This is a genomic window from Mesorhizobium sp. CA4, from assembly GCF_020165075.1.
Lineage (GTDB): Bacteria > Pseudomonadota > Alphaproteobacteria > Rhizobiales > Rhizobiaceae > Mesorhizobium.
This window is the reverse complement of the sequence record NZ_JAIUHK010000001.1, coordinates 311,422-333,587: the sequence shown is the minus strand read 5'-3', so window position 1 is coordinate 333,587 and position 22,166 is coordinate 311,422. Positions and strand designations below refer to the sequence as shown.

Genomic DNA, 22,166 nt, shown 5'->3' with positions numbered 1-22,166 from the left:
CCGCCTCTGTCGTCGTGGCGCTTCCATGAAGAACCTGGCCCATAGCGCATCCTTTGATTCGGAGGATAAGGATGCCCCATCAAAGCCTGGGATCAAACACTTTTTTTAGTCGTGGACGCCGAGCTTCTTTTGCAGGCTCGTCGACGAGGTCGTGTACTGGAAGACGATTCGCTCGCCCGGGCTGACGATGCGCTTGGCCGCCTGCGCCATCAGCGCCACCTCGTGGAAGCCTGACAGGATCAGCTTGAGCTTGCCGGGATACCAGTTGATGTCACCCACCGCAAAGATACCCGGGAGGGACGTCTGGAACTTCTCGGTATCCACCGGGATCAGGTTCTCGTGCAGGTTCAGGCCCCATTCGGCGATCGGCCCGAGCTTCATGGTGAGGCCGAAGAACGGCAGCATACGGGTGCACGGCACCTCGACGTCGCCATCCGGGCCGCCCTTGATGGTCGCCGATGACAGCTGGCCGTCAGCGCCGGCAAGGCCGCTGACCTGACCGACCAGGAATTCGAGCTGCTTCATCTCCTGCATGGCATACATCTTGTTGACGCTGTCGGGCGCGGCCCGGAATTCCGGGCGGCGATGGACCAACGTCACGCTTTTGGCGATCGGCTGCAGGTTGAGCGTCCAGTCGAGCGCCGAATCGCCGCCGCCGACGATGACGAGATCGTGGCCGCGAAATTCCTCCATGCGCCGGACGGAATAGAAGACGCTTTTGGCTTCATATTCTTCGATCCCGGGAATGGGCGGGCGCTTGGGCTGAAACGAGCCGCCGCCGGCGGCGATCACCACCACCTTGGCCTCGAACAATTCACCCTCGTCGGTGGCGACGCGGAAGCTGCCGTCCTCCAGCTTTTCAAGGCTCGAGACCATGCGGTTGAAGGTGAACTCCGGTTTGAACGGATGGATCTGCTCCATCAGCTTGTCGACGAGACCCTGGGCCGAGATCGTGGGCCAGCCCGGAATGTCGTAGATCGGCTTTTCCGGATAGAGCTCCGCGCATTGCCCGCCCGGACGATCGAGAATGTCGATGAGGTGGCATTTCATATCGAGGAGGCCGAGCTCGAACACGGCGAACAGGCCGACCGGCCCTGCCCCGACAATGAGAACGTCCGTGGTCTCGGTCATGCGCTGCGCCCCGTTGGCAAACGGTGCGAGACTGCATGAGCTATCGCCTGCTGCCAAGCAGCCAGCGCGAAAGAATGTTGGGAAGCAGCCAAGGTGCGTCGAAATTCAGGTCAGGCCCAGTCGAAAATGGTGGCTTCCGGGAACCGGGCCGGAGCGCACTCAAGTATGTGAGCACCGGAAGCGCAGAAAGTCGCCAATTTCAGGCCGGCCTCACCTGAATATCGACGCGCCTTAGCCCTGCCGCTCGGGGACCCGAACGACCAGCCCGTCAAGCGCGTCGCGCACCTTGATCTGGCAGGAGAGGCGCGAATTCGGCCGGACATCGTAGGCGAAGTCCAGCATATCCTCTTCCATCGCCTCCGGCTCGCCGACCTCGGCCGTCCAGGCCTCGTCGACATAGACGTGACAGGTCGCGCAGGCGCAGGCGCCGCCGCATTCGGCCTCGATGCCGGGCACCGCATTGCGGATCGCGTTTTCCATCACCGTCGAGCCGTTTTCGGCGTCCACGTCAAATCGGGTCCCGTCATGGGCGATGTAAGTCAGCTTGGTCATTAAGTCACCTGAGGAGTCGCAGCCGAGATAATCACTCCACCGGACAAGTCAACTGCGGCGCGAAAGCGCCACGAAATGACGTTTTCGAAAAGATAGTGCTAGCGGCTGATGCCGGCGATGAAATCGCGCACTTCCTCAATCAGGGTGCCGAGCCGCTTGAGCGCCCGCACGTCCTCGGGCTGCTTTTCGATGATCGCCGCGCAGTCGGCAACCGCAAAGGCGCCGATGCCGCGCGCCGAGCCCTTCAAGCCATGCGCCAGAAGCACCCGCTGCCTGATGTCGGCATCGGCGATCTGGTCGCGGACGGTGAGCGACTGATGCACGAACAGCGCCAACACCTCCCGTTCGAGGTCGCGGTCGCCCATTGTCTGACGTGCCAGATGACCGAGGTCCACAGGTCGGGCTCCGGCCGTTCCGGAGACATCTCCCCCCGGCATGGAAAACGCAATACCAGTTTCGCCACGCATACGCACTGCAACTCCCTCAAGCGGGCAGACGGGGCCCAGGAAATAGGCGATTCCGGTCGCCAACGGGTTAACGATTGCAGGGGAAAAATGTTGTCACGGGGGCGGCCGGATCACGCTTCCGTTAACCTTATATTTAAAGTTTTACGTATCGCCCTGAATGCATGTTTTCTTTACCCCTGTGTGTCATTACGATACGAAGGTCCATTTTTCAGCCTCCTGCTCGGGATAGACAAGCCAGAATCGGGCCAGAATCAGGCCAAAATGATAAGTCCCGCGGCAGCTAGTACAGGGTAGCGAAGGCATGGCTAAGAAACCAACGACGACCAAGTCTCTCGATAATGACGTAGCCGCGGAATTGGAAAAGGCGCTCGACCTTGACCTTGCCGGCGACGAAGGCGGGCTCGATATGGCGGCGTCGATGGAGGACCTCGAAGCGCAGATCTCGGCGGCAGCCGACGAGCTGGCGCGCGAGGGCCGCAGCCATAGAGCGGAGCCGGCAAACAATCCCCAGCCCCCCAAGGCGCCCGCGGCCAAACCGGCCGACCTGCGCCCCATCGAGCCGCGCAACGGGCAGCCATCCGGCTTTACGCCTCCCGCCGGCTTCACGCCCGCCAATGATGACCGCCAGAAGGACTACAAGACGCTGCTGCACAGCCTCAACCGGCGCGCGTCGAGCACCGTCTACTGGGTGATTGCCTTTATCTCGCTGGCCTGGATCGCCGGCGCCAGCGGCCTGGCCAATCTCCTGTTCGGCCCCGGCATCTGGAAGATCCGCACCTTCGACCAGTTCTTCGCTCGCCCTGAGCTGATCGGTCTGGTGGTTGCCGCGATTGTTCCGGTCATTCTGTTCTGGGCGTTCGCCGCCATGATTCGGCGCGCGCAGGAAATGCGCCTCGCCGCGCAATCCATGACCGAGGTCGCCTTCCGCCTGGCGGAGCCGGAAAACCTCGCCCAGGACCGCGTCATGATGATCGGCCAGGCCGTTCGCCGCGAGGTGGCGGCCATGGGCGAAGGCATCGAGCGCACCCTGGCCCGCGCGGTCGAGCTCGAAACGCTTGTCCATGGCGAAGTCAGCCAGCTCGAACGCTCCTATTCCGAGAACGAGGCCCGCATTCGTTCGCTGGTTGACGGTCTCGGCAGCGAGCGCGAGGCGGTCGTCACCCATGCCGAGCGCGTGCGCGCCTCGATTGCCAGCGCTCACGAGACGCTGCGCGACGAGATCGGCTCGGCCAGCGACATCATCCGCGACTCGATCCTCAACGCCTCGACCAAGCTGTCGATGACGATCAGCAATTCGGGCGACACGCTGATCGATCGCATCAATGAAAGCTCGACGTCGATCTTTGATTCGGTCGAATCGCGCCTGGACAGCATCACCGACCGCCTCTCGACCTCCGGCGAGGCTTTCGCGAGCCTGCTCGATACCCGTATCGCCAAGCTGACCGACACCACGGACGGCCTGACCCGCTCGCTGACCGACCTGCTCGACGACCGCACCAATGGCATGGTCTCGCTGCTCGGCGGCGCGGCGCGCACGCTGAATTCGGAATTCGAGGCGAGCCTCAGCGGCATCGAGCGGACGCTGGCCGAACGCGGCCAGGCGCTGATCAGCGAGTTCCAGACCCGGGCCGAGGCGCTCGACACCGGCACGCAGAAGCTCAACGCCGCCCTCGAAGCGCGAGCGCGTCAGATCAACGAGACGATGGTGGAGCGTGCGAAGGAAATCGCCCACGCCTTTGCCGAGAGCAAGGACACGCTGTCGGCGATGATCGATCAGGGCAAGACCCAGATCGGTGCCGATATGGCCGACATCATCTCGTCGACCTCCTCGATGCTCGAAGCCCGCGCCACCGACTTCGCCGGCCGCATGGAAGCGGCCCGGCATGTGGTGTCGCGCTCCTTCGATTCCGACATCCAGCGGCTGGCCGATGCCCGTGTCGGCATCGAGGAAGCCGTCGAGAACCACAGCCGCGCCCTTTCCGAGAGCCGCGAGCGCATGGCCGCCGCCATGCAGGAGGACCTGGCGAAATTCGCCGAAGGCCGCGCAGCGATCGATGCCGCCGTCACCAACCAGGTGCAGAAGCTTGCCGAAGGCCGCGGCCTGATCTCGCGCGCGCTGGAAGAAGATCTGCGCAAGGTCAACGAATCGCGCGCCGCCATCGACGCCTCGCTCGGCAGCCATCTGGAGCAGCTCGAACAAGGCCGTAATCGCCTGTCTCAGGCCTTGAACGAAGACTCCGGCAGGCTCGTCGAAGCCCGCACAATGATTGACGAAATGGTCGCCGGCCATGTCGGCAAGCTGGCCGAGGGCCGCAACATCCTGGCGCGCGCCCTAGAAGCCGATCTCGGCAAGCTGCAGGACAGCCGCGCCTCGATCGACGGCCTTGTCGCCGGCCAGGTCGAGAAGATCGCCGAGGGCCGCGCGGTGCTCGCCAAGGCGCTCGAAACCGACATCGTCGGCATCAGGAGCCTCATCGAGACCCATTCGACCAAGCTCGCCGAGGACCGCGGCGAGCTCAGCCGCGCCCTTGAAAGCGATCTGAGCGGCATCCGCGGCCTGATCGACAGCCACGCCGGCAAGCTCGCCGAGGACCGCAGCCTGCTGTCGCAGACGCTGGAAGCCGACCTCGCCAAGCTGGCCGAAAGCCGCGCCTCGATCGACGGCCTTGTCGCCGGCCAGGTCGAGAAGCTCGCCGAGGGCCGCGACATCCTCAAGCGCGCCCTGGAGGCCGACCTCAGCACCATCAAGGGTGCCATCGCGGGACATTCGGATAAGGTGCTGGAAGATCGCTCGCAGCTTTCGAAAGCGCTCGAAGCCGACCTGCAGGCCATCAGCGGCGCCATCGCCGACCATCAAAACCGGCTCGTTCAGGACCGTTCCGTGCTGTCGAGGTCGCTGGAGGACGATCTCGCCAAGCTGGCGGAGAGCCGCTCCAGCATCGACGGGCTGGTCGCCGGCCAGGTCGAAAAGCTTGCCGAGGGCCGCGACATTCTCAAGCGCGCGCTGGAAGCCGACCTCAACACGATCCAGGGCGCAATCGTCGATCACTCGCAGAAGATCACCGACCACCGCGCCGAGCTTTCGCGTGCGCTGGAGGCCGATATGGCCAATGCCAGCGGCCTCATGCAGACCCATGCCGACCAGCTGTCGCAGAACCGCGCGACGCTGTCCAAGGCGCTCGAGGACGATCTCGCCAAGCTCGCCGAGAGCCGCGCCGGCATTGACGGCCTGGTGTCCGGCCAGGTCGAGAAGCTCGCCGAAGGCCGCGACATCCTCAAGCGTGCGCTTGAAGCCGACCTTGCCAAACTCGCTGAGAGCCGCGCCTCAATCGATGGTCTCGTCGCCGGCCAGGTCGAAAAGCTTGCCGAAGGCCGGGACATCCTCACGCGCGCTCTTGAAGCCGATCTCGCCAAGCTGGCCGAAAGCCGCTCCGGCATCGACGGACTGGTCGCCGGCCAGGTCGAAAAGCTCGCCGAAGGCCGCGATATCCTCAAGCGCGCCCTCGAAGCCGACCTTCAGAAGCTGACCGAAAGCCGATCCGAGATCGACAACGTCATCGCCAGCCATGTCGGCAAGCTGTCCGAGGGCCGCGACATGCTGGCCCGCGCCCTGGAGGACGATCTCGCCAAGCTCGCCGATGCGCGCAAGGACGTCGATCGTTCGGTTTCCGGGCATATCGACCAGATCGCCGCCAGGAGCGGCGACATCTCGGCGGCGATTGCCGCCGACGTGGAGAAGATCGAGCAGGCCTTCAGCCGGCAGACCGGTGTCATCGAGGAGCGCGCCGGCACCATGGAGCGTGCGCTGTCGACCGGTGTCGACAACGTCCGCGGCGTACTTGAAAAGACCGCCGTGTTCGTGGCGGGCGCGCTGCGCGACAAGGTCATAGAGATCACCAGCACCCTGCATGAGCAGGCCGGTGCCGCTTTCAGCGACGCCGATCGCAAGATCGCCGAGCGCGCCGAGCAGACCTCCGCCGCGCTGCTTGCCAGGGCCGAGGACATCGCCCAGGCCTTCGAGGCGGCCGATCGCCGTCTGCACGAACGCGCTCAGGACACGTCCAACATGCTGATGGCGCGCGCCGACGACGCATCGAACGCGCTCATGGCCCGCGCCGAGGAGACCGCCGACAAGCTGGCGACGCGCGCCGGCGAGATCGCCAACACCTTCGACGCGGCCGACCAGAAGCTGGTTGCCCGTGCCGTCGAGACGGCGCAATCGCTGGCCGCCCGCGCCGGCGACATCCTGCGCAACTTCGAGGGCGCCGACGAGCGGCTCTCGATGCGCATCAGCGAATCGGCCGAAGCGCTGGCTGCTCGCGCCACCGATCTCGGCCGCATCTTCGACAGCGCCGATCAGCAGTTGATGGCGCGTATTGCCGAAGGTTCGGAAGCGCTTTCCGCTCGCGCAGGCGAAATCGGCCGCATCTTCGACGACGCCGACAACCGCCTGGTGTCGCGCATTGCTTCGACCAGCTCGACCATCGGTGAGCATGCCGACACGATCGTCGGCGCCTTCGCCGCCACCGAGCAGCGTGTTGCCGACCGCGCCCGCCAGACCGGCCAGGAACTTGCCGTGCATGCCCGCGAGATCGAGCAGGCGCTGGCCGGCGCCGACGAGAGGCTTGCCGCAAGTGCCGCTGCCGCCGCTTCCCGCGTCGAGGATCAGGTCGCGAGCGTGGAAAACCGCCTCGCCTATTCCGCCGAGACCATGGGCCAGAAGCTCAACGAGCAGGTCTCCAGCGCCGAGGCCCAGCTCATCTCGCGCGCCAATGTCATCGCGGAGACCTTCACGGCGGTCGGCCAGCATATCGGCCAGAGCACCAACGAGGCCGCGCGCACGATCGGCGCCAACACCCGCGAGCTCAACACCATGCTCGCGGCGCGTTCGGCCGAGATGGCGAGGATCCTCGACGAGACGGCCAAGCCGTTGGTCGAGCGCTTCGCCCAGGGCGGCTCCGAACTGCAGCGCAGCATGGAAGAGGTCGCCGAACGAGCGGCCGAGAAGCTGCGCAGCGAGAACACGAACCTCGTCAATGCTCTCGCCAGCCGCACAGCCGAGACGCTGTCGGCCGTCGAAGGCGCTCGTTCGTCGCTTGCCGACAGCGTGGCCGATCTCATCGGCCGCATGACGACCTCCAGCGCGCAGCTCGGCCAGCTCATCGAACAGGCGGCCGTCAACCTCGGCCAGGTCGAGGAGCGGCTCTCGGGCAGCACGCAGAGCTTCGCCGCAACCACGGAGAAGGCCGCCCAGACCTTCGCCAGCTCGGCGCGCCTCGTCGATTCCAACACGACGCGGCTCACCGACCTGTCCTCGGCGACGCTGCGCGAGGTGGCCTCGATCGCGACCAAGTTCGACGAACACAGCCGGCTGCTCTCCAGTGCCTCCAACCTGCTCAGCTCCGCGCAGAGCAATCTCGAGCACACGCTGGAGCGCCAGTCCTCGCTGGAAGATCTTGCCGTCGGCCTGGTCAAGAAGTCGGAAGACCTCGAGAAGGTGATGCGTTCCTTCGAAAGCCTCGTCGGCCAGACGATGCAGACCGCGGAAGGCCGCACGATGGAATCGGCCGAAAAGATCCGCACCACCATCGCCGAAGTCGTCGATTCGGCGACGCGCCGCTTTGCCGACGCGACCGAGGAGATGCGTCGCACCGCGAGTTCGATCAAGAGCGAGCTCGACCTGACCCGCGCCGAGCTGAAGAAGGGCGTCATCGAGATGCCGGAAGAGGCCAAGGAATCCACCTCGGCCATTCGCCGCGCCGTTGCCGAGCAGATCAATGCACTCAAGGAACTGTCGGATATCGTTGCGAAATCCGGCCGCAGCGGCAGCAGCGAGCAGGGCGAACCGCGCGGTCTGCGCCCTGCTTCGCAAGCGCCGGCCCGCGCCGCCGAGCCGCCGCTGCGCCGCACGCCGGCTCCGCAATCTCAGCCGCAGCCGCAACCGGTGTCTCGCGCTCCGGAGGCGCCGCTTGCCGAGACCACCCTGCGCGGCACGCTCGACCTGGAACGTCCCGCCGAGGCGCCGCGCCGCGAGAACGGCAAGACGTCGCCGCAGGGCGGCTGGGTGCGCGACCTGCTGACCAACGCCTCGCGCGAGGAAGAGCTGCGGCCGGCAGCGCCCGCGGAAGCGCCGCGCCCAACGCCTGCCCAGCGCTCGCCGCTGCACGTCATGGAGTCGCTCAACTCGCTCTCCGTCGACATCGCTCGCGCCATCGACCATGACGCCTCGATCGAGCTCTGGAACCGTTACCGCCGCGGTGAGCGCGACGTCTTCACGCGCCGCCTCTACACGCTCAAGGGCCAGCAGACCTTCGACGAGATCCGTCGCAAGTATCAGGCCGAGGCGGAATTCCGTGCCGCGGTCGACCGCTACTGCGAGGATTTCGAAAAGCTGCTCAAGGATGTCTCGCGCAACGACCGCGACAACATCATGGCCCAGACTTATCTGACCTCCGACACCGGCAAGGTCTACACCATGCTGGCCCATGCCAGCGGCCGGCTGCACTGACGCCGCCAAGCGGAATCAGAACTAAAAAGGCGGGTCTCGACCCGCCTTTTTCATGTCGATGATTTCGATTGTCGGCTTGGCCCGAGCTCAGATCGTCGAATCCGTCCAGCGGACGATGTCCTTCGCCGCCTGTCCAAAGGCGCTGTCCAAGGCGTCGACATAAGCCGCATTGCCGCCGCCGGAGACCGGCGCGCTCGCGGTGAAGCTCTTCGAAGCGCGCACCTCTCCATTGCGGTCGTTCAGGATGCGCACGAACAGATCGACATCGGCATGCTCGCCACCATCGACGCGCACCTCGAAGGAGCGCACCTCGACGATGATCTGGTAGTCGATCGCCAGCCCCTCACCCGGCTTGCCGACGCCGGCAAAGCTGCCGGAGCGCTGGAAGGTTTCGGCCAGCCTTGCCTGGACGATCAGCGGCAGCCGGTCCGCCCATTGCGCGCCCTTCAGGAACTGGATCGACCGGTCGGAAGGCCTGATGACAATGTTCTGGCTATCCAGCGCCTTGAGCGCCGACGGCTGGGCGATCAGGATCTGGCGACGGCTGTGGGCACGCACGTCGACCGACGGCGCCGACAATTCGAACGTGTCGAGCGGCGCCGGCTTGGCGCCCAATGCCGCGCAGCCGGCAAGCGCAAGCACCAGCAATGCTGCCGCGGATGATCTGAAAGTCCCCGCCACCACCCTCACCGACTCACGCCTGATCCCCGTCATCCCCGGATCTTACGATCAACCCGCATTTGCAGTTTATTTTCTTGGCTGTCGCGGCAGCCGAAGTCAACGCCGCGCCCTTCCATCGAACTGCCGGACCTCGCCGGCGCCGCCGGACAGAATGCGCTGCGGATTGCGGCTGAGATCGGTTACCGCTTCCTCGATGCGATTAATCGAGCGCCGGCTGTCCTGCACCAGCCCCTGCACGTTCTGCAGGCCCTGGCCGGAGAAGCGCGACAGGTTGTCCACGATGGTGCCGAGGCGGGAGTTCAGCGTGTCGGCCACCTGCTTGAAGGATTTCAATGTGGCCCTGGCATCGGCCATCACGCCGTTGGCCTCGCCGGAGCCGAGGAGATTGTCGACCTTTTCGAGGATGCCATCGACGCGCACCGAAGCGTCGTTGAGGCGCTGCGCAAGCTGGCGGGCATTCCTGATCGTATCGTTGATGTCATCGGAGCGGCTGGCGATCTTGTCGGTGACCTTGGCTATGTCGGCAGCCGCCTTGTTGGCGCTGTCGCTCGCCTTCTGGATATTGGCGAGCGCGGTGCGGACGTCATTCGGATCAATGCCGTCGAGCACGCCGTTGACCCTGGCCAACGTGCCCTGCGTCTGCTTGGCGAAATCGTTGATCGAGCCGACCGCCGTGTTGACGTTGCCGATGACGGTATCGAACTGCTTCGAGGTCTCCTTCAGGTTCGCCGTCACCGTGTCGACATTGGCCACGATGCTCTTGATCTGGTCCTTGTCGACGGAATTGAGCAAGCCTTCGGCGGCCTTCAGCGTGCTGTCGAGCCGGCCCGAGACATTCTTCAGCTGATCCGAAAGCGAGCTCACCGCCGTCAGGAACTTGTCTATGCCGTCGGAGTTCTTGGCCAGCGCGTCCGAGAAGGTCTCGACATTCTTGACCGTCTGCGTCAGCGGGCCGCGAACGTCCTTGGTGAAGCCTTCGAGCTCGCTCAGCACCTTGTCGGCGCGCGTGAAGATGTTCTGCGCCGTCTGCAGAAGGTTGGTGACCGCCGACGGATTGGCGGTAATCTCGGGGATCCTGCCCTCTTTCTCCGCCTCGTCGAGCAGCTTCGCTTCCTTGGGGTCGGCGCCCCGGAGTTCGATATTGGCTTGGCCGGTCAGGCCGGCCAGCCCGATATCGGCCTGTGTCGACTTGGTGATCGGCGTCATGCGGTCGATCTCGGTGTCGGCAATGGCCACCGTCGGATTGTCGACGTCGATGTAAACCCGTTTGACGTCGCCGACCTTGACGCCGTTGAACAGCACGAAGCTGCCGCGGCCGAGACCTGAGGCCGAACCCGGAATGCGCACGCGCAGCATTGCCGTTTCGCCCCTTTCGCCGATCGCCGCTGTCCAATAGACGAAGGCGAAGGCCGCCAGGATCGCACCCAGCGTGAAGATGCCGACAATAATGTAGTTGGCCCTTGTTTCCATCGCCCCACTTATGGCTATGCGCGCGCCGCAAGATCAAGTTGCCGGGCGCGTTTTCCGCGGAAATAGGATTTCACCCACGGCTCCTCGCTCTTCAGCATGTCGTCGATCGTACCCTCGACCAGCACCCTCTTCTTGCCGAGCACCGCCACGTGGTCGCAGGCAGTGAACAGCGTGTCGAGATCGTGCGTGACCATGTAGACCGTCAGATCCATGGTGTCGCGGAGCTTGACGACCAACTCGTCGAATTCGGCCGCGCTGATCGGATCGAGCCCCGATGTCGGCTCGTCGAGAAAGACGATGTCCGGATCGAGCGCCAAGGCGCGCGCCAGTGCCGCGCGCTTGATCATGCCGCCGGACAGCTCGGAAGGAAATTTCTGCGCCGCGTCGGCCGGCAACCCGACCAACTCGATCTTGAGCATGGCGAGTTCGTCCATCAGCGCCCTGGGCAGGTCGAGATACTCACGCATCGGCACCTGCACGTTTTCCAGCACCGTCAGCGCCGAAAACAGCGCGCCATGCTGGAAAAGGACGCCGAGCCGCATGTCGATGCGCAGGCGGTCCGCGTCGCTTGCCTTGTCGACGTCGACGCCGAACAGGCTGATCGTCCCCGATTGCTTCGGCATCAGTCCCAATATCGTGCGCAACAGCACCGATTTGCCGGCGCCCGAGGCGCCGACGAAGCCGAGGATTTCCCCGCGCTTGATGTCGAGCGAAAGCTTGTCGAGGATCAGCTTGTCGTCGATGGCGACGGTGACGTCGCGCACCGAAAGCACGATTTCGTCGTCGTTCGCGTCCCCCGCTGCCGTTGCGCCGTTGCCATTCGCCATCTCAGAACCCGATCGCTGCGTAGAACATGGCGAAAAGCCCGTCGAGGATGATAACGACGAAGATCGACTTCACCACCGACGCGGTGACGTGCAGGCCGAGCGATTCGGCGCTGCCGCCGACCTTCATGCCTTCGACCGATGCGATGATGCCGATGATCAGGGCCATGAACGGCGCCTTGATCAGGCCGGCAAAGATGGTGCTGAGATCGATGGCGACGCGCAGCCTGTCGATGAACGCGGCCGGCGGGATATCGGAATAGAGCCAGGCGGCGACGATACCGCCGCCAAGGGCTGCGAAATTGGCGATGATGGTGAGGCAAGGCAGCCCGATCACCAGCGCGACGAGCCGCGGAAAGACCAGCACGCCGATCGGATTGAGGCCGATCACCTTCAGCGCGTCGACCTCCTCGCGCATCTTCATCGAGCCGATCTCGGCGGTGATGGCGCTGCCTGAACGTCCGGCGAGCATGATCGCCGTCATCAGCACGCCGAGTTCGCGCAAGATCAGCACGCCGACGAGGTCGACGACGAAGATGTTGGCGCCGAAATAGCTGAGCTGATAGGCGCCCTGCTGGGCGACGATAGCGCCGACGATGGCCGACATCAGCACCACCACCGGTATGGCGCCGACGCCCATGCGATCGATCTGGTTGAAGATAGCGGCGGGATTGACCGCGTGACCGCGCCCGAGTTTCATCTGCGCGCCGCGGATCGTGGCGCCGAGGATGTTCATCGAGGCCAGGAAATCGTCGCGCATCTCATAGACGCGGCGGCCGACCAATTCCAGCGCGCGCAGGATGATGTTGGGCGGGCCGGCCGGTCCCGATTCGGGCTCGCGGCGGACCGCGTCGCCGACCGCACCGAGCAGGATCGAGGCGACCTCGCTCTGACCCTGCAAATGGACCTCGGTGCCCTTCTTCTCGAAGGCGCTGGCCAGCCGATCGATCAGCCAGGCGCCGGCCGTGTCCATCTTTTCGATGTGGGAAAGGTCGAGCACCAGCTGTTTCGCGCCGCTTCTCTGCTCGATCTTGCGCATGTCGGCATCGACCGCCGCAACGGTGCGCGTCGTCCACACGCCTGAGAAGGCGCAACCCAGGACCCCGCCTTCCTCGCCGACGGCAACACGCGGCCGGTGCTCGGCCTCCTTGGCGGCCTCGCCGCTTGCGTCGCGTTTGCGGATGGTCAACATGGCGTCCTGTTTAGCCTGACGGGACTGGCGTGTCGATTTGCCGGCAGACCGGTGTCGCACAGCCGGAGAAGAAAATTATGGCGCGTGTCATTTCGGTCGAAATGGAGCGATTCCCGATCGCCGGCACCTTCACCATCTCACGCGGATCCAAAACCGAGGCCGAAGTCATCACCGTAACGATCACCGACAGGGGACGTTCCGGGCGCGGCGAGTGCGTGCCTTACAAGCGTTACGGCGAGACCATGGAGGGGGTGCGCGCGGCCATCGAGGCCATGCGCGATCCGATCATCGCCGGCATCGACCGGACCGCTCTGCTCGCTGCGATGCCCGCGGGCGCCGCGCGAAACGCCATCGACTGCGCCCTTTGGGACCTGGAAGCCAAGCTGACCGGCACGCCCGTGGCGGCGGCGATCGGGGTTCTTCCGACGAGGCCGCTGGAAACCGCCTACACGCTGTCGCTCGCCGAGCCGGAGGCCATGGCGGCGCAAGCGCGCGCCAATGCCACGCGGCCTCTGCTCAAGGTCAAGATCGGCGGCGACAACGACATGGCGAGGATTCGCGCCGTAACGGAGGCCGCTCCCGAAAGCCGCATCATCCTCGACGCCAATGAGGGCTGGACCGACGAAACTGTCGAGGCGAACCTTGCCTTCGCCGCCCAACACGGTATCGCGCTGGTCGAACAGCCGCTGCCGGCGGGCCACGACGAGATCCTGCGCCGGATCGCGCATCCGGTGCCGGTCTGCGCCGACGAAAGCGTGCATGCGGCGAAGGACCTCGATGCGCTGGTCGGCCTCTATGACGCCGTCAACATCAAGCTCGACAAATCCGGCGGCCTGACAGAGGCATTGAAATTGCGCGACCGCGCGCGCGATCTCGGCTTCGGCATCATGGTAGGCTGCATGGTCGGCACCTCGCTCGCCATGGCGCCGGCCGTGCTGCTCGCGCAGGATGCCGACTTCGTCGACCTCGATGGCCCGCTGCTGCTGGCGCGGGATCGCGAGCCCGGCCTCGTCTACCGGGGATCGCTCGTTTCACCTCCTGACAGCGTGCTTTGGGGCTGAGCGGGAAGCGAGGCCTATCAGCGCCACGCCGATGATCGCAATCGGGATCATCGCCCAGAAACCGTCGACGCCCAGGCGATCATAGAGCGGGCCGGAGGCGAGCGTCACCGCCGCCATGAAGAAGCCGTTGAAGAAATAGGCAATGCCTTGCGCCGCACCCGTGCGCTCCTCGGAGACCGTTTCGCCGATCATCTTCTGCAGGCCGATCAATACCATTGCCACCGACACCGAATGCAGCGTCTGGACGCCGAAGAAGCCGGCAATGCCAAGCCCAAGCGGCCAAACCAGCGGAAAGGCGATCCAGCGCACGATCGAGCCGATACCGGCGATCACCATCACCCGGACCACCGAGATGGAAGCAAAAATACGATTGAAAAACAGAAACATGCAGACCTCGGAGACCACGCCCCAGGCCCACAGCAGGCCAACGACGGAATCGCCGATGCCGATCGACTTCCAATAGATCGATACGAAGCCGTAGAGAAAGGCGTGGCTGGCGGTGATGATGCCGACGCCGAGCGTGAAATAGAGGAAATAGGCGTTGAACAGGCTCGGCGCCTTATTCTGGATCTCGGTGGCCGACAGCGGCGAGGCCTTGCGAGGTCGCCCCATGCGCGGCGCCCATAACCCCGCGACCAGAGCCGCGCCGAGCGCGATGAAAATGATGACCGGAACTGCCTGCGGGCCCGTGGCCGCCAGGATGAAGCCGCCCACGACATTGGCGCCGAGATAGGAGATCGAGCCCCATTTGCGCATCGCCGTGTAGTTCGAGCCGAAGCGGCGCACGCCCGACAGCGCCAGCGAATCGGCCATCGGCGAATGTGGCGTCCAGACGATCGTAAACAGCAGCGAGACGGCAAGCACGGTGGCGTAAGTGGCCGGCAGGAAGTAGCCGGCAGAGACGGCCATCGAGGCCGCAACCAGCACGATGTAGACATTGGCGCGGTCCTTCGCCCGATCGGCAAGCGCGGTCAGCATCGGCGTCGTCACCACGCGCAGGAACATCGGCGCCGCCAGGATGACGGCGATCTGCTCGGCATGAAATCCTTTCGCCTGCAGCCAGAGCGGAAAGTAAGGCAGATGCGTGCCCTGCGACACGAACAAGGTCGCGAAGATCAGGCTCATGCGCAGTTCGAAATGGCTGGGCTTGACGAGTTGCTCGGGCGATAGCGGGGGCAGCGACATGAATCGATCCAATTTCGTTGCACCAAGCGTTCGTGCAACGCGTCTCGATCCCTAACATGCGGCAAAGCGCGGCGGAACTGGCTGGGCCAATCGATCAAGAGCAAAGCTGTTGACGAAAGCGGCCTGGAGCGAGAGCGCGCCCGAGGTCAGCGCGACGAGGAAACTGGCTGAATCGGGAAAAAGACAGCTTCAAGCCGCCTGAGCCGCCCTGCCCGTCAAGCCGATGATGTCGATCGGCACCAGCGCTTCATTGCCGGCCGACGCCTCGGGCAGCACATGCGCCCAGGTCAGGATCTCCATGCGGCCGTCAAAATGCTCGACCACCGCGGTGCAGCTTTCGACCCAGTCGCCGGTGTTGATGTACTGCACGTCGCCATAGCTTTCGATCGCGGCGTGATGGATGTGGCCGCAGATCACGCCATCGACATGCGAGCGCCGCGCTTCTTCGGAAAGCACCGTCTGGAACGAGCTGATGAAGTTCACCGCCTTCTTGACCTTGACCTTGGCCCATGACGAAAACGACCAGTAAGGCAGGCCGAGCAGGTGACGCAGCCTGGTCACGACACGGTTGATCAGCATCGCCGTGTCATAGGCATAGTCGCCGAGATAAGCGAGCCAGCGCTGGTTGTGCACCACCGTGTCGAACTGGTCGCCATGGATGACCAGCAGGCGCCGGCCGTCGGCGGTCTCGTGGATGGCGCGGTCGGCGACGACGATGCCGCCGAAATGCACGCCCTGGAACTGGCGGGCGAATTCGTCGTGATTGCCGGCGATATAGGTGATCGAAGCGCCCTTGCGCGCCTTTCGCAGCAGCTTCTGCACCACGTCGTTGTGGCTCTGCGGCCAATGCCAGTTGCGCCGCAGCCGCCAGCCGTCGACGATATCGCCGACCAGATAGATGATTTCGGCATCGTGATGGCGCAGGAAATCGATCAGGAAATCGGCCTTGGCCGCTTTCGAGCCGAGATGCACGTCGGAAATGAACAGTGCGCGGAAAGTGCGGGGCTCTGGGTCCGACATCACGATTTTACCCCTTTGCTTTGGCGTGCCTATGCCCCGATTCATGCAACAACCGTATGACGGTTGCGGTTGGTCCAGCCCAGGCGCTAGCTTGCGCCGCCAACACATCAGGAGAAATCACCATGAATCTCGGCATTCGCGGCAAAAAGGCCATTGTCTGCGCTTCGAGCAAAGGGCTTGGAAAAGGCTGCGCAATGGCGCTGGCCGAGGCCGGCGCCGACCTCGTCGTCAACGGCCGCAACGCCGAGCTTCTTGCCAAGACTGCCGCCGAGATTCGCGAAAAATTCGGCGTCAAGGTGATCGAAGTCGCCGGCGACGTGTCGAAGCCCGACGTGCAAAAGGCGCTGCTTGCCGCCTGTCCGGATCCCGACATCCTGGTCAACAACAATGGCGGCCCGCCGCTGCGCGATTTCCGCGAACTGGACCGCGCCAAGATCCTCGAGGGCGTGACCCAGAACATGGTCACGCCGATCGAGCTGATCCAGGCGGTGATCGACGGCATGGCCAAGCGCGGCTTCGGCCGCATCGTCAACATCACCTCGCTGTCGGTCTATGTGCCGATCCCAGGCCTCGACCTGTCGTCCGGGGCCCGCGCCGGCTTGACGTCCTTCCTCGCCGGCGTGGCGCGCACGGTTGTCGACCGCAACGTCACCATAAACAGCCTGCTGCCCGGCAAGCTCGACACCGACCGGCTGCGCGGCCCGCATGAGGCCGGTACACCGGAAGACCCGGCCGCGGCCGCCGCGCGCAAGGCCCGCATCAGCGCCGACGTACCGGCAAAACGTCTCGGCACGCCGGAGGAATTCGGCCAGATCTGCGCCTTCCTGTGCTCGGTCCATGCCGGCTATCTCACCGGCCAGAACATCCCGGTCGACGGCGGCCTCTACGTCAGCGCGTTCTGACCGCCGCCAATCCGAAGGGTTGAGGCTCGCAGCCCAACCTTCTGGAATCCATTGATTATTTTCGCTCCGGCATTGTGAGGGCCGGAGCCCGCTATTTGACGTCGCGAAAACTCTCCGGCACATGCTAAAAGGCTCCAAATCAGAAACAGAGGGAGGGCCGGATGGACGGCGAGAACAAGAAAACGGCCCGATCGGACCTCGACGAGGCTGCCCTCTTCTTCCACAAGCACCCGACGCCTGGAAAGCTCGAGATCCAGGCGACGAAGCCGCTCGGCAACCAGCGCGACCTGGCCCTTGCCTATTCGCCGGGCGTGGCCGCGCCGTGCCTCGAGATCCGCGACGATCCCGCCACCGCCGCCGACTACACCGCCCGTGCCAATCTCGTCGGCGTCGTCTCCAATGGCTCCGCCGTGCTGGGGCTCGGCAATATCGGCCCGCTCGCCTCCAAGCCGGTGATGGAAGGCAAGGCGGTGCTGTTCAAGAAGTTTGCCGGCATCGACGTCTTCGACATCGAGATCGACGCGCCGGAGATCGAGCGCATGGTCGAGACGGTGGCCGCGCTCGAGCCGACCTTCGGCGGCATCAATCTGGAGGACATCAAGGCGCCGGAATGTTTCGAGGTCGAGGAGCGGCTGAAGGCCCGCATGGGCATTCCGGTTTTCCACGACGACCAGCACGGCACCGCGATCATCGTCGCCGCCGCAGTGCTCAACGGGCTGGAACTGGCCGGCAAGACGATTTCAGACATAAAGATCGTCACCTCCGGCGCGGGTGCTGCGGCCCTCGCCTGCCTCAACCTTCTGGTCTCGCTCGGCGCCAAGGTGGAAAACATCTGGGTCACGGACCGCTTCGGCGTCGCCCATAAGGGCCGCGTCGAGGAGATGGATCGCTGGAAAGACCCTTATGTGAAGGACACCGAGGCGCGCACGCTGGCCGATGTCATTGCCGGCGCCGACGTGTTTCTCGGCCTCTCCGCCGCCGGCGTGCTGAAGCCGGAGCTCTTGCAGCACATGGCGCCGAAACCGCTGATCCTGGCCTTGGCCAACCCCAATCCCGAGATCATGCCGGAAGTGGCGCGCGCCGCCCGGCCGGACGCCATGATCTGCACCGGCCGCTCGGACTTTCCCAACCAAGTCAACAACGTGTTGTGCTTTCCTTACATCTTCCGCGGCGCTCGATTGCGGCGCCAGCGCCATCAACGAGGAGATGAAGATGGCCGCCGTGCGGGCGATCGCCGCCCTTGCCCGCGAAGAGCCTTCCGACGTCGCGGCGCGCGCCTATTCCGGCGAGACGCCGATGTTCGGCCCCGATTTCCTGATCCCCTCGCCCTTCGATCCGCGCCTGATCCTGCGCATCGCGCCGGCGGTGGCGAAGGCTGCTTGCGACACCGGCGTCGCGACGCGGCCGATCGCCGACTTCGCCGCCTATATCGACAAACTCAACCGCTTCGTCTTCCGCTCCGGCCTTGTGATGAAGCCGGTGTTCTCCTCCGCCAAAGCCTCGAGCGCCAAGCGCGTCATCTATGCCGACGGCGAGGACGAGCGTGTGCTGCGTGCCGCCCAGGTGGTGCTGGAGGAAGGCATTGCCGAGCCGATCCTGATCGGCCGTCCGCATGTCGTGGAGGTCCGCCTGAAGCGTTACGGCCTGCGCATCCGGCCCGGCGTCGATTTCGGCTTGATCAACCCGGAAGACGATCCGCGCTATCGCCACTATGTCGACCTCCTGATCGAGCTTGCCGGCCGCCGCGGCATCACAACGGAAGCCGCCCGCACCATGGTGCGCACCAACAATACGGTGATCGCCGCCCTTGCGCTGAAGCGGGGCGACGCGGATGCCATGATTTGCGGGCTCGAGGGTCGCTTCGAGCGGCATCTGCGCAATGTCACGCTGATCATCGGGCCGCGCGCCGGCATCAAGGACCGCGACCTGTCGACATTGTCGATGCTGATCTCCCAGCGCGGCATTATTTTCCTCACCGACACGCATGTCTCGGTCGATCCCACGGCGGAAGAAATCGCCGAAATGACGGTGCTCGCGGCCGAGGAAATCCAGCGCTTCGGCATCGAGCCCAAGGCAGCGCTTCTGTCGCATTCGGATTTCGGCTCACGCGATTCACCCGGCGCGCTGAAGATGCGCCAGGCCGCGGCGATCCTGGCTCGCATCGCCCCGGACCTGCAGTGCGATGGCGAGATGCACGCCGACTCCGCTCTTTCGGAACATCTGCGCCAGCGCGTCTACCCGCATTCGCGGCTGAAAGGCGAAGCCAATCTGCTGGTTTTCCCGAATCTCGATTCAGCCAACATCACGCTGACGGCGCTGCGCGCCATGATGGACGCGCTGCATGTCGGACCGATCCTGCTCGGCACCGACAAGCCCGCGCACATACTGACGCCGTCGGTCACCTCGCGCGGCGTCGTCAACATGACGGCACTTGCCGTTGTCGAGGCCGCGCACAAGGCGCAGGCGCTTGTCGACCTGAATTGAGGCGGCGCGCCAAAGCACAATATGTCGGGTTGCAAACTAGGGAACAGTTAACCACGAACGCGGTAGTTTTCCGGCCACGGGCAATCGGGATTCCAGGCGGATGAAGGGGTGGACGCTGATGCATCTTGCGACGCTGCTTGCAGCGCTTGCATGTTCAGCTGTCACTCTCACCGAATCCCAGGCGGCTTCTCGCACATGCCGGCAACTCGAAGCCGAACTCGCCGCGACGCGCGGCGGCGGAGGACCAGGTCTCGTCCGCAAATATGACGACGCGATCGCCAGGCAGCGCGAGCAGCTTGCCAAAGCCCGGGGCCGGGCAAGCGATGCCGGTTGCGGCTTCACGCTGTTTTCGCGCAATGCCAGCCAATGCGCCGCGATCAACGCCTCGATAGATCGCATGAACGCCAATCTCGACGCATTGCAGGCCAAGCGCGAGCGGCTGGCCGCGGGCGGCACGCGGCGCGACCGCGGCCGCATCCTCGCGGCGCTCGACGCCAATGACTGCCGTAGCGACGAGATCGCGCCGCGCCGCGCACCCCTTCAGGAGGCTTCCCGCGACAATGGCGGCGGCAATCTGTTCGAGCAGCTTTTCGGCCGCCAGGATGAGCAACTCGAAACGCCTGATGCTCCTGGCGTTCCAGACACGGCGGACGTGCCGTCCGACGATCCCAGCGAGCGCAACTTCCGCCGCATCATCAACGAGCCGGACGGCATGGACCTGCCGAGATTGGGCGGCGAATTCCATACGATGTGCGTGCGCACCTGCGACGGCTATTTCTTCCCGATGTCCAACGCTGCCTCCGTCGGCGATTTCGAACGCGACCAGAAGAATTGCGAATCGAGCTGCCCCGGCACCGAGATGCAGGTCTTCTATTCGCGCGGAATAGATGACGATTCGGGTTCGATGACCTCCTCGGTCACCGGGCACCCCTACAGCGAGCTGCCGACCGCCTATCTCTACAAGCAGGCCAATTACTCGCGCCCGCCGAGTTGCGGCTGCAACGCGCAGGCCGGCAATTTCACCATCATCGGCGGCAACCCGCCCAATCCCGAACAGTCGCGGCCCAACGGCGAGGCAGCGCCCTTCGTTCCCATGCCGGCGGTCAAACCCGATCCAGGCGCCGATCCCGAAACGCTCGCCAACGCCGAAGGCGGGCTCGACCTGGACGCGATCAAGCGGCTGACCGCCAAGGCGCCGGTGTCGCCGGTCTCGGCGTTGCCGCCGGACCAGCGCAAGGTCAGGGTCGTCGGGCCAGCGTTCCTTCCCGACCCATCAGCGGCAATAGATCTGAAAGCTCCGGCCCCGAAGTCCGCCCGGTAAGCGCCAGTCTCAGCGGCATGAACAACGGCTTGCCCTTGCGTCCGGTCGCTTCCCTGATCTTGCCGGTCCAGTCCTTCCAGACCGTGCCGTTCCACGGCTCCTCCGGCAGCAGTTCGAACGCCTGATTGAGGAAGTCGCGGTCCTCACCGGAAAATTCGGCCGGCTCCTGCGGACCCTCGTTCAAGATGCGCCACCAGGCGACCGCGTCCGACAGCCGGTCGAGATTGCCGCGCACCGCCAGCCAGAACGGCTCGGCCTTGTCGCCGGAAATGCCGAGCACAATCAGCCGGTCGCGCGCTTCCTCGAACGACATATGATGCATCAGCGTGCGGTTGAGCACGAAGAGCTCGTCCGGGTCGAATTTTGAGGCGGACTTGGACGTCGCCGCCGGATCGAAATGGCCCGCAAGCTCATTGAGGTCGTGCGCGGCGGTGACATTTTCCGACGTGCCGACAAGCACGGCCAGCGACGCGACCGCCATTGGCTCGATGCCGTCCTCGCGCAGGCTTTCGATCGACAGCGCGCCGGTGCGCTTCGACAGCCCCTCGCCCGACACGGTGGTGAGCAGGTTGTGGTGGCCGAAGACCGGCGGCTCGGCGCCGAGCGCCTTGAAGATGGCGATCTGCACGCCGGTGTTGGTGACATGGTCGTCGCCACGGATGACATGGCTGACGCCCATCTCGATGTCGTCCACCACGGAAGGCAGTGTATAGAGATAGGTGCCGTCCTCGCGCACCAGCACGGGGTCCGACAGCGAAGCGAGGTCGACGGTCTCTTCGCCGCGCACCAGATCGTTCCAATGCACTTCGGTGCGCTCCGGCTGCAACGGATCGCTGGTGAAATTGGGCAGCAGGAAGCGCCAGTGCGGCTTGCGTCCGTCCGACTGGTATTCGGCCACCTGCTCCGGCGTCAGTGTCAGCGCCTCGCGGCCATAGACCGGCGGCAGGCCGCGCGTGCGGCGCACCTTGCGGCGCAGATCGAGCTCTTCGGGCGTCTCGTAGCAGGCATAGAGCACGCGTGCCGCCTTCAGCCGCTCGACCGCCGCGTCATAGATCTCGAAGCGGCGCGACTGATACTCGGTGACATCCGGAAAGATGCCCAGCCAATGCAGGTCGTAAAGAATGGAATCGGCATATTCCTGCTTCGAGCGGGCAATATCGGTGTCGTCGAAGCGCTGGATGAAACGGCCCTTGTTGTTCATGGCGAAAAGCCAGTTGAACAGCGCGGTGCGCGCATTGCCGATATGGATGCGGCCGGTCGGCGACGGGGCAAAACGTACGGTAACTGTCATGAGCGGGGCGTAGCGGATGCTTTTGGTGTTGACAAGGCGCGCCCCCGCGCGAACGCAAGAGATAGTGCAAGCCAGCT

14 protein-coding genes and 1 pseudogene are annotated in these 22,166 nt (G+C 64.7%); 5 read left to right on the top strand and 10 right to left on the bottom strand.

Annotation, left to right across the window (positions count from 1 at the left end; translation table 11 throughout):
- Positions 1-105: 105 nt before the first annotated feature.
- The 3 genes from LB528_RS01615 to LB528_RS01605 all read right to left on the bottom strand — a co-directional run bounded on the left by LB528_RS01615 (position 106) and on the right by LB528_RS01605 (position 2,150).
- Positions 106-1,131: an NAD(P)/FAD-dependent oxidoreductase gene (locus LB528_RS01615; RefSeq protein WP_224713603.1), complete on the bottom strand. Its 1,026-nt coding sequence runs from the start codon at positions 1,129-1,131 to the stop codon at positions 106-108.
- A gap of 231 nt (positions 1,132-1,362) precedes the next feature.
- The gene (locus LB528_RS01610; protein ID WP_041000712.1) at positions 1,363-1,683 is read right to left on the bottom strand and encodes a 2Fe-2S iron-sulfur cluster-binding protein; all 321 of its coding nucleotides are present in this window, start codon (positions 1,681-1,683) and stop codon (positions 1,363-1,365) included.
- A gap of 98 nt (positions 1,684-1,781) precedes the next feature.
- Complete coding sequence (locus LB528_RS01605; protein ID WP_224512047.1) at positions 1,782-2,150, bottom strand: Hpt domain-containing protein; 369 nt, start codon at positions 2,148-2,150, stop codon at positions 1,782-1,784.
- A 301-nt stretch (positions 2,151-2,451) separates the two neighbouring features.
- Here LB528_RS01605 and LB528_RS01600 point away from each other — a divergent pair, with 301 nt between their 5' ends.
- Positions 2,452-8,658 carry a kinesin gene (locus LB528_RS01600; protein WP_224713602.1) on the top strand — a complete coding sequence of 2,069 codons (6,207 nt, stop codon included), beginning with the start codon at positions 2,452-2,454 and terminating at the stop codon, positions 8,656-8,658.
- An 87-nt stretch (positions 8,659-8,745) separates the two neighbouring features.
- Here the strand turns inward: LB528_RS01600 and LB528_RS01595 are convergent, their stop codons facing one another.
- From LB528_RS01595 to LB528_RS01580, 4 genes are all read right to left on the bottom strand, one after another.
- Positions 8,746-9,372 carry an ABC-type transport auxiliary lipoprotein family protein gene (locus LB528_RS01595; RefSeq protein WP_224713601.1) on the bottom strand — a complete coding sequence of 209 codons (627 nt, stop codon included), beginning with the start codon at positions 9,370-9,372 and terminating at the stop codon, positions 8,746-8,748.
- A 63-nt stretch (positions 9,373-9,435) separates the two neighbouring features.
- A complete protein-coding gene (locus LB528_RS01590) occupies positions 9,436-10,809 on the bottom strand; it encodes an MCE family protein (RefSeq protein ID WP_224713600.1) in 1,374 nt (457 codons plus the stop codon).
- 14 nt (positions 10,810-10,823) lie between these two features.
- Positions 10,824-11,636, bottom strand: coding sequence for an ABC transporter ATP-binding protein (locus LB528_RS01585; protein ID WP_224512051.1), 813 nt, complete (start codon positions 11,634-11,636; stop codon positions 10,824-10,826).
- A gap of 1 nt (position 11,637) precedes the next feature.
- Positions 11,638-12,825, bottom strand: a complete 1,188-nt coding sequence (locus LB528_RS01580) for an ABC transporter permease (protein ID WP_224713599.1) — start codon at positions 12,823-12,825, stop codon at positions 11,638-11,640.
- Positions 12,826-12,902: 77 nt separating this feature from the next.
- Between LB528_RS01580 and dgcA the strand changes: the two genes are divergently transcribed.
- The gene (gene dgcA / locus LB528_RS01575) at positions 12,903-13,886 is read left to right on the top strand and encodes an N-acetyl-D-Glu racemase DgcA (protein WP_224512053.1); all 984 of its coding nucleotides are present in this window, start codon (positions 12,903-12,905) and stop codon (positions 13,884-13,886) included.
- On the opposite strand, the gene LB528_RS01570 is transcribed toward dgcA, so the two are convergent.
- Both LB528_RS01570 and LB528_RS01565 read right to left on the bottom strand, forming a co-directional pair.
- Entirely contained in the window at positions 13,857-15,071 is a 1,215-nt protein-coding gene (locus tag LB528_RS01570; protein WP_224713598.1) for an MFS transporter, read from the bottom strand. The two genes, dgcA and LB528_RS01570, sit on opposite strands and share 30 nt — an antisense overlap.
- A 189-nt stretch (positions 15,072-15,260) precedes the next feature.
- On the bottom strand, positions 15,261-16,091 hold the full coding sequence (locus tag LB528_RS01565) for a UDP-2,3-diacylglucosamine diphosphatase (RefSeq protein WP_224713615.1): 831 nt from the start codon (positions 16,089-16,091) through the stop codon (positions 15,261-15,263).
- Positions 16,092-16,213: 122 nt separating this feature from the next.
- Here LB528_RS01565 and LB528_RS01560 point away from each other — a divergent pair, with 122 nt between their 5' ends.
- The 3 genes and pseudogenes from LB528_RS01560 to LB528_RS01550 all read left to right on the top strand — a co-directional run bounded on the left by LB528_RS01560 (position 16,214) and on the right by LB528_RS01550 (position 20,798).
- A complete protein-coding gene (locus tag LB528_RS01560; RefSeq protein WP_224713597.1) occupies positions 16,214-16,993 on the top strand; it encodes an SDR family oxidoreductase in 780 nt (259 codons plus the stop codon).
- A 161-nt stretch (positions 16,994-17,154) separates the two neighbouring features.
- Positions 17,155-19,477, top strand: a pseudogene (locus LB528_RS01555) (NADP-dependent malic enzyme).
- Between the two features lie 100 nt (positions 19,478-19,577).
- On the top strand, positions 19,578-20,798 hold the full coding sequence (locus LB528_RS01550) for a DUF2865 domain-containing protein (protein ID WP_411962083.1): 1,221 nt from the start codon (positions 19,578-19,580) through the stop codon (positions 20,796-20,798).
- Here LB528_RS01550 and gltX read toward each other — a convergent pair.
- Positions 20,716-22,089, bottom strand: coding sequence for a glutamate--tRNA ligase (gltX, locus tag LB528_RS01545; protein ID WP_224713596.1), 1,374 nt, complete (start codon positions 22,087-22,089; stop codon positions 20,716-20,718). The genes LB528_RS01550 and gltX overlap by 83 nt on opposite strands.
- Positions 22,090-22,166: the final 77 nt, after the last annotated feature.

What these genes read in the sequence shown, in the direction of transcription:
- LB528_RS01615 (WP_224713603.1), bottom strand. Translation starts at nt 1,131, where the DNA reads ATGACCGAGACCACGGACGTTCTCATTGTCGGGGCAGGGCCGGTCGGC.
- LB528_RS01610 (WP_041000712.1), bottom strand. Translation starts at nt 1,683, where the DNA reads ATGACCAAGCTGACTTACATCGCCCATGACGGGACCCGATTTGACGTG.
- LB528_RS01605 (WP_224512047.1), bottom strand. Translation starts at nt 2,150, where the DNA reads ATGCGTGGCGAAACTGGTATTGCGTTTTCCATGCCGGGGGGAGATGTC.
- LB528_RS01600 (WP_224713602.1), top strand. Translation starts at nt 2,452, where the DNA reads ATGGCTAAGAAACCAACGACGACCAAGTCTCTCGATAATGACGTAGCC.
- LB528_RS01595 (WP_224713601.1), bottom strand. Translation starts at nt 9,372, where the DNA reads ATGACGGGGATCAGGCGTGAGTCGGTGAGGGTGGTGGCGGGGACTTTC.
- LB528_RS01590 (WP_224713600.1), bottom strand. Translation starts at nt 10,809, where the DNA reads ATGGAAACAAGGGCCAACTACATTATTGTCGGCATCTTCACGCTGGGT.
- LB528_RS01585 (WP_224512051.1), bottom strand. Translation starts at nt 11,636, where the DNA reads ATGGCGAATGGCAACGGCGCAACGGCAGCGGGGGACGCGAACGACGAC.
- LB528_RS01580 (WP_224713599.1), bottom strand. Translation starts at nt 12,825, where the DNA reads ATGTTGACCATCCGCAAACGCGACGCAAGCGGCGAGGCCGCCAAGGAG.
- dgcA (WP_224512053.1), top strand. Translation starts at nt 12,903, where the DNA reads ATGGCGCGTGTCATTTCGGTCGAAATGGAGCGATTCCCGATCGCCGGC.
- LB528_RS01570 (WP_224713598.1), bottom strand. Translation starts at nt 15,071, where the DNA reads ATGTCGCTGCCCCCGCTATCGCCCGAGCAACTCGTCAAGCCCAGCCAT.
- LB528_RS01565 (WP_224713615.1), bottom strand. Translation starts at nt 16,091, where the DNA reads ATGTCGGACCCAGAGCCCCGCACTTTCCGCGCACTGTTCATTTCCGAC.
- LB528_RS01560 (WP_224713597.1), top strand. Translation starts at nt 16,214, where the DNA reads ATGAATCTCGGCATTCGCGGCAAAAAGGCCATTGTCTGCGCTTCGAGC.
- LB528_RS01550 (WP_411962083.1), top strand. Translation starts at nt 19,578, where the DNA reads ATGAAGGGGTGGACGCTGATGCATCTTGCGACGCTGCTTGCAGCGCTT.
- gltX (WP_224713596.1), bottom strand. Translation starts at nt 22,089, where the DNA reads ATGACAGTTACCGTACGTTTTGCCCCGTCGCCGACCGGCCGCATCCAT.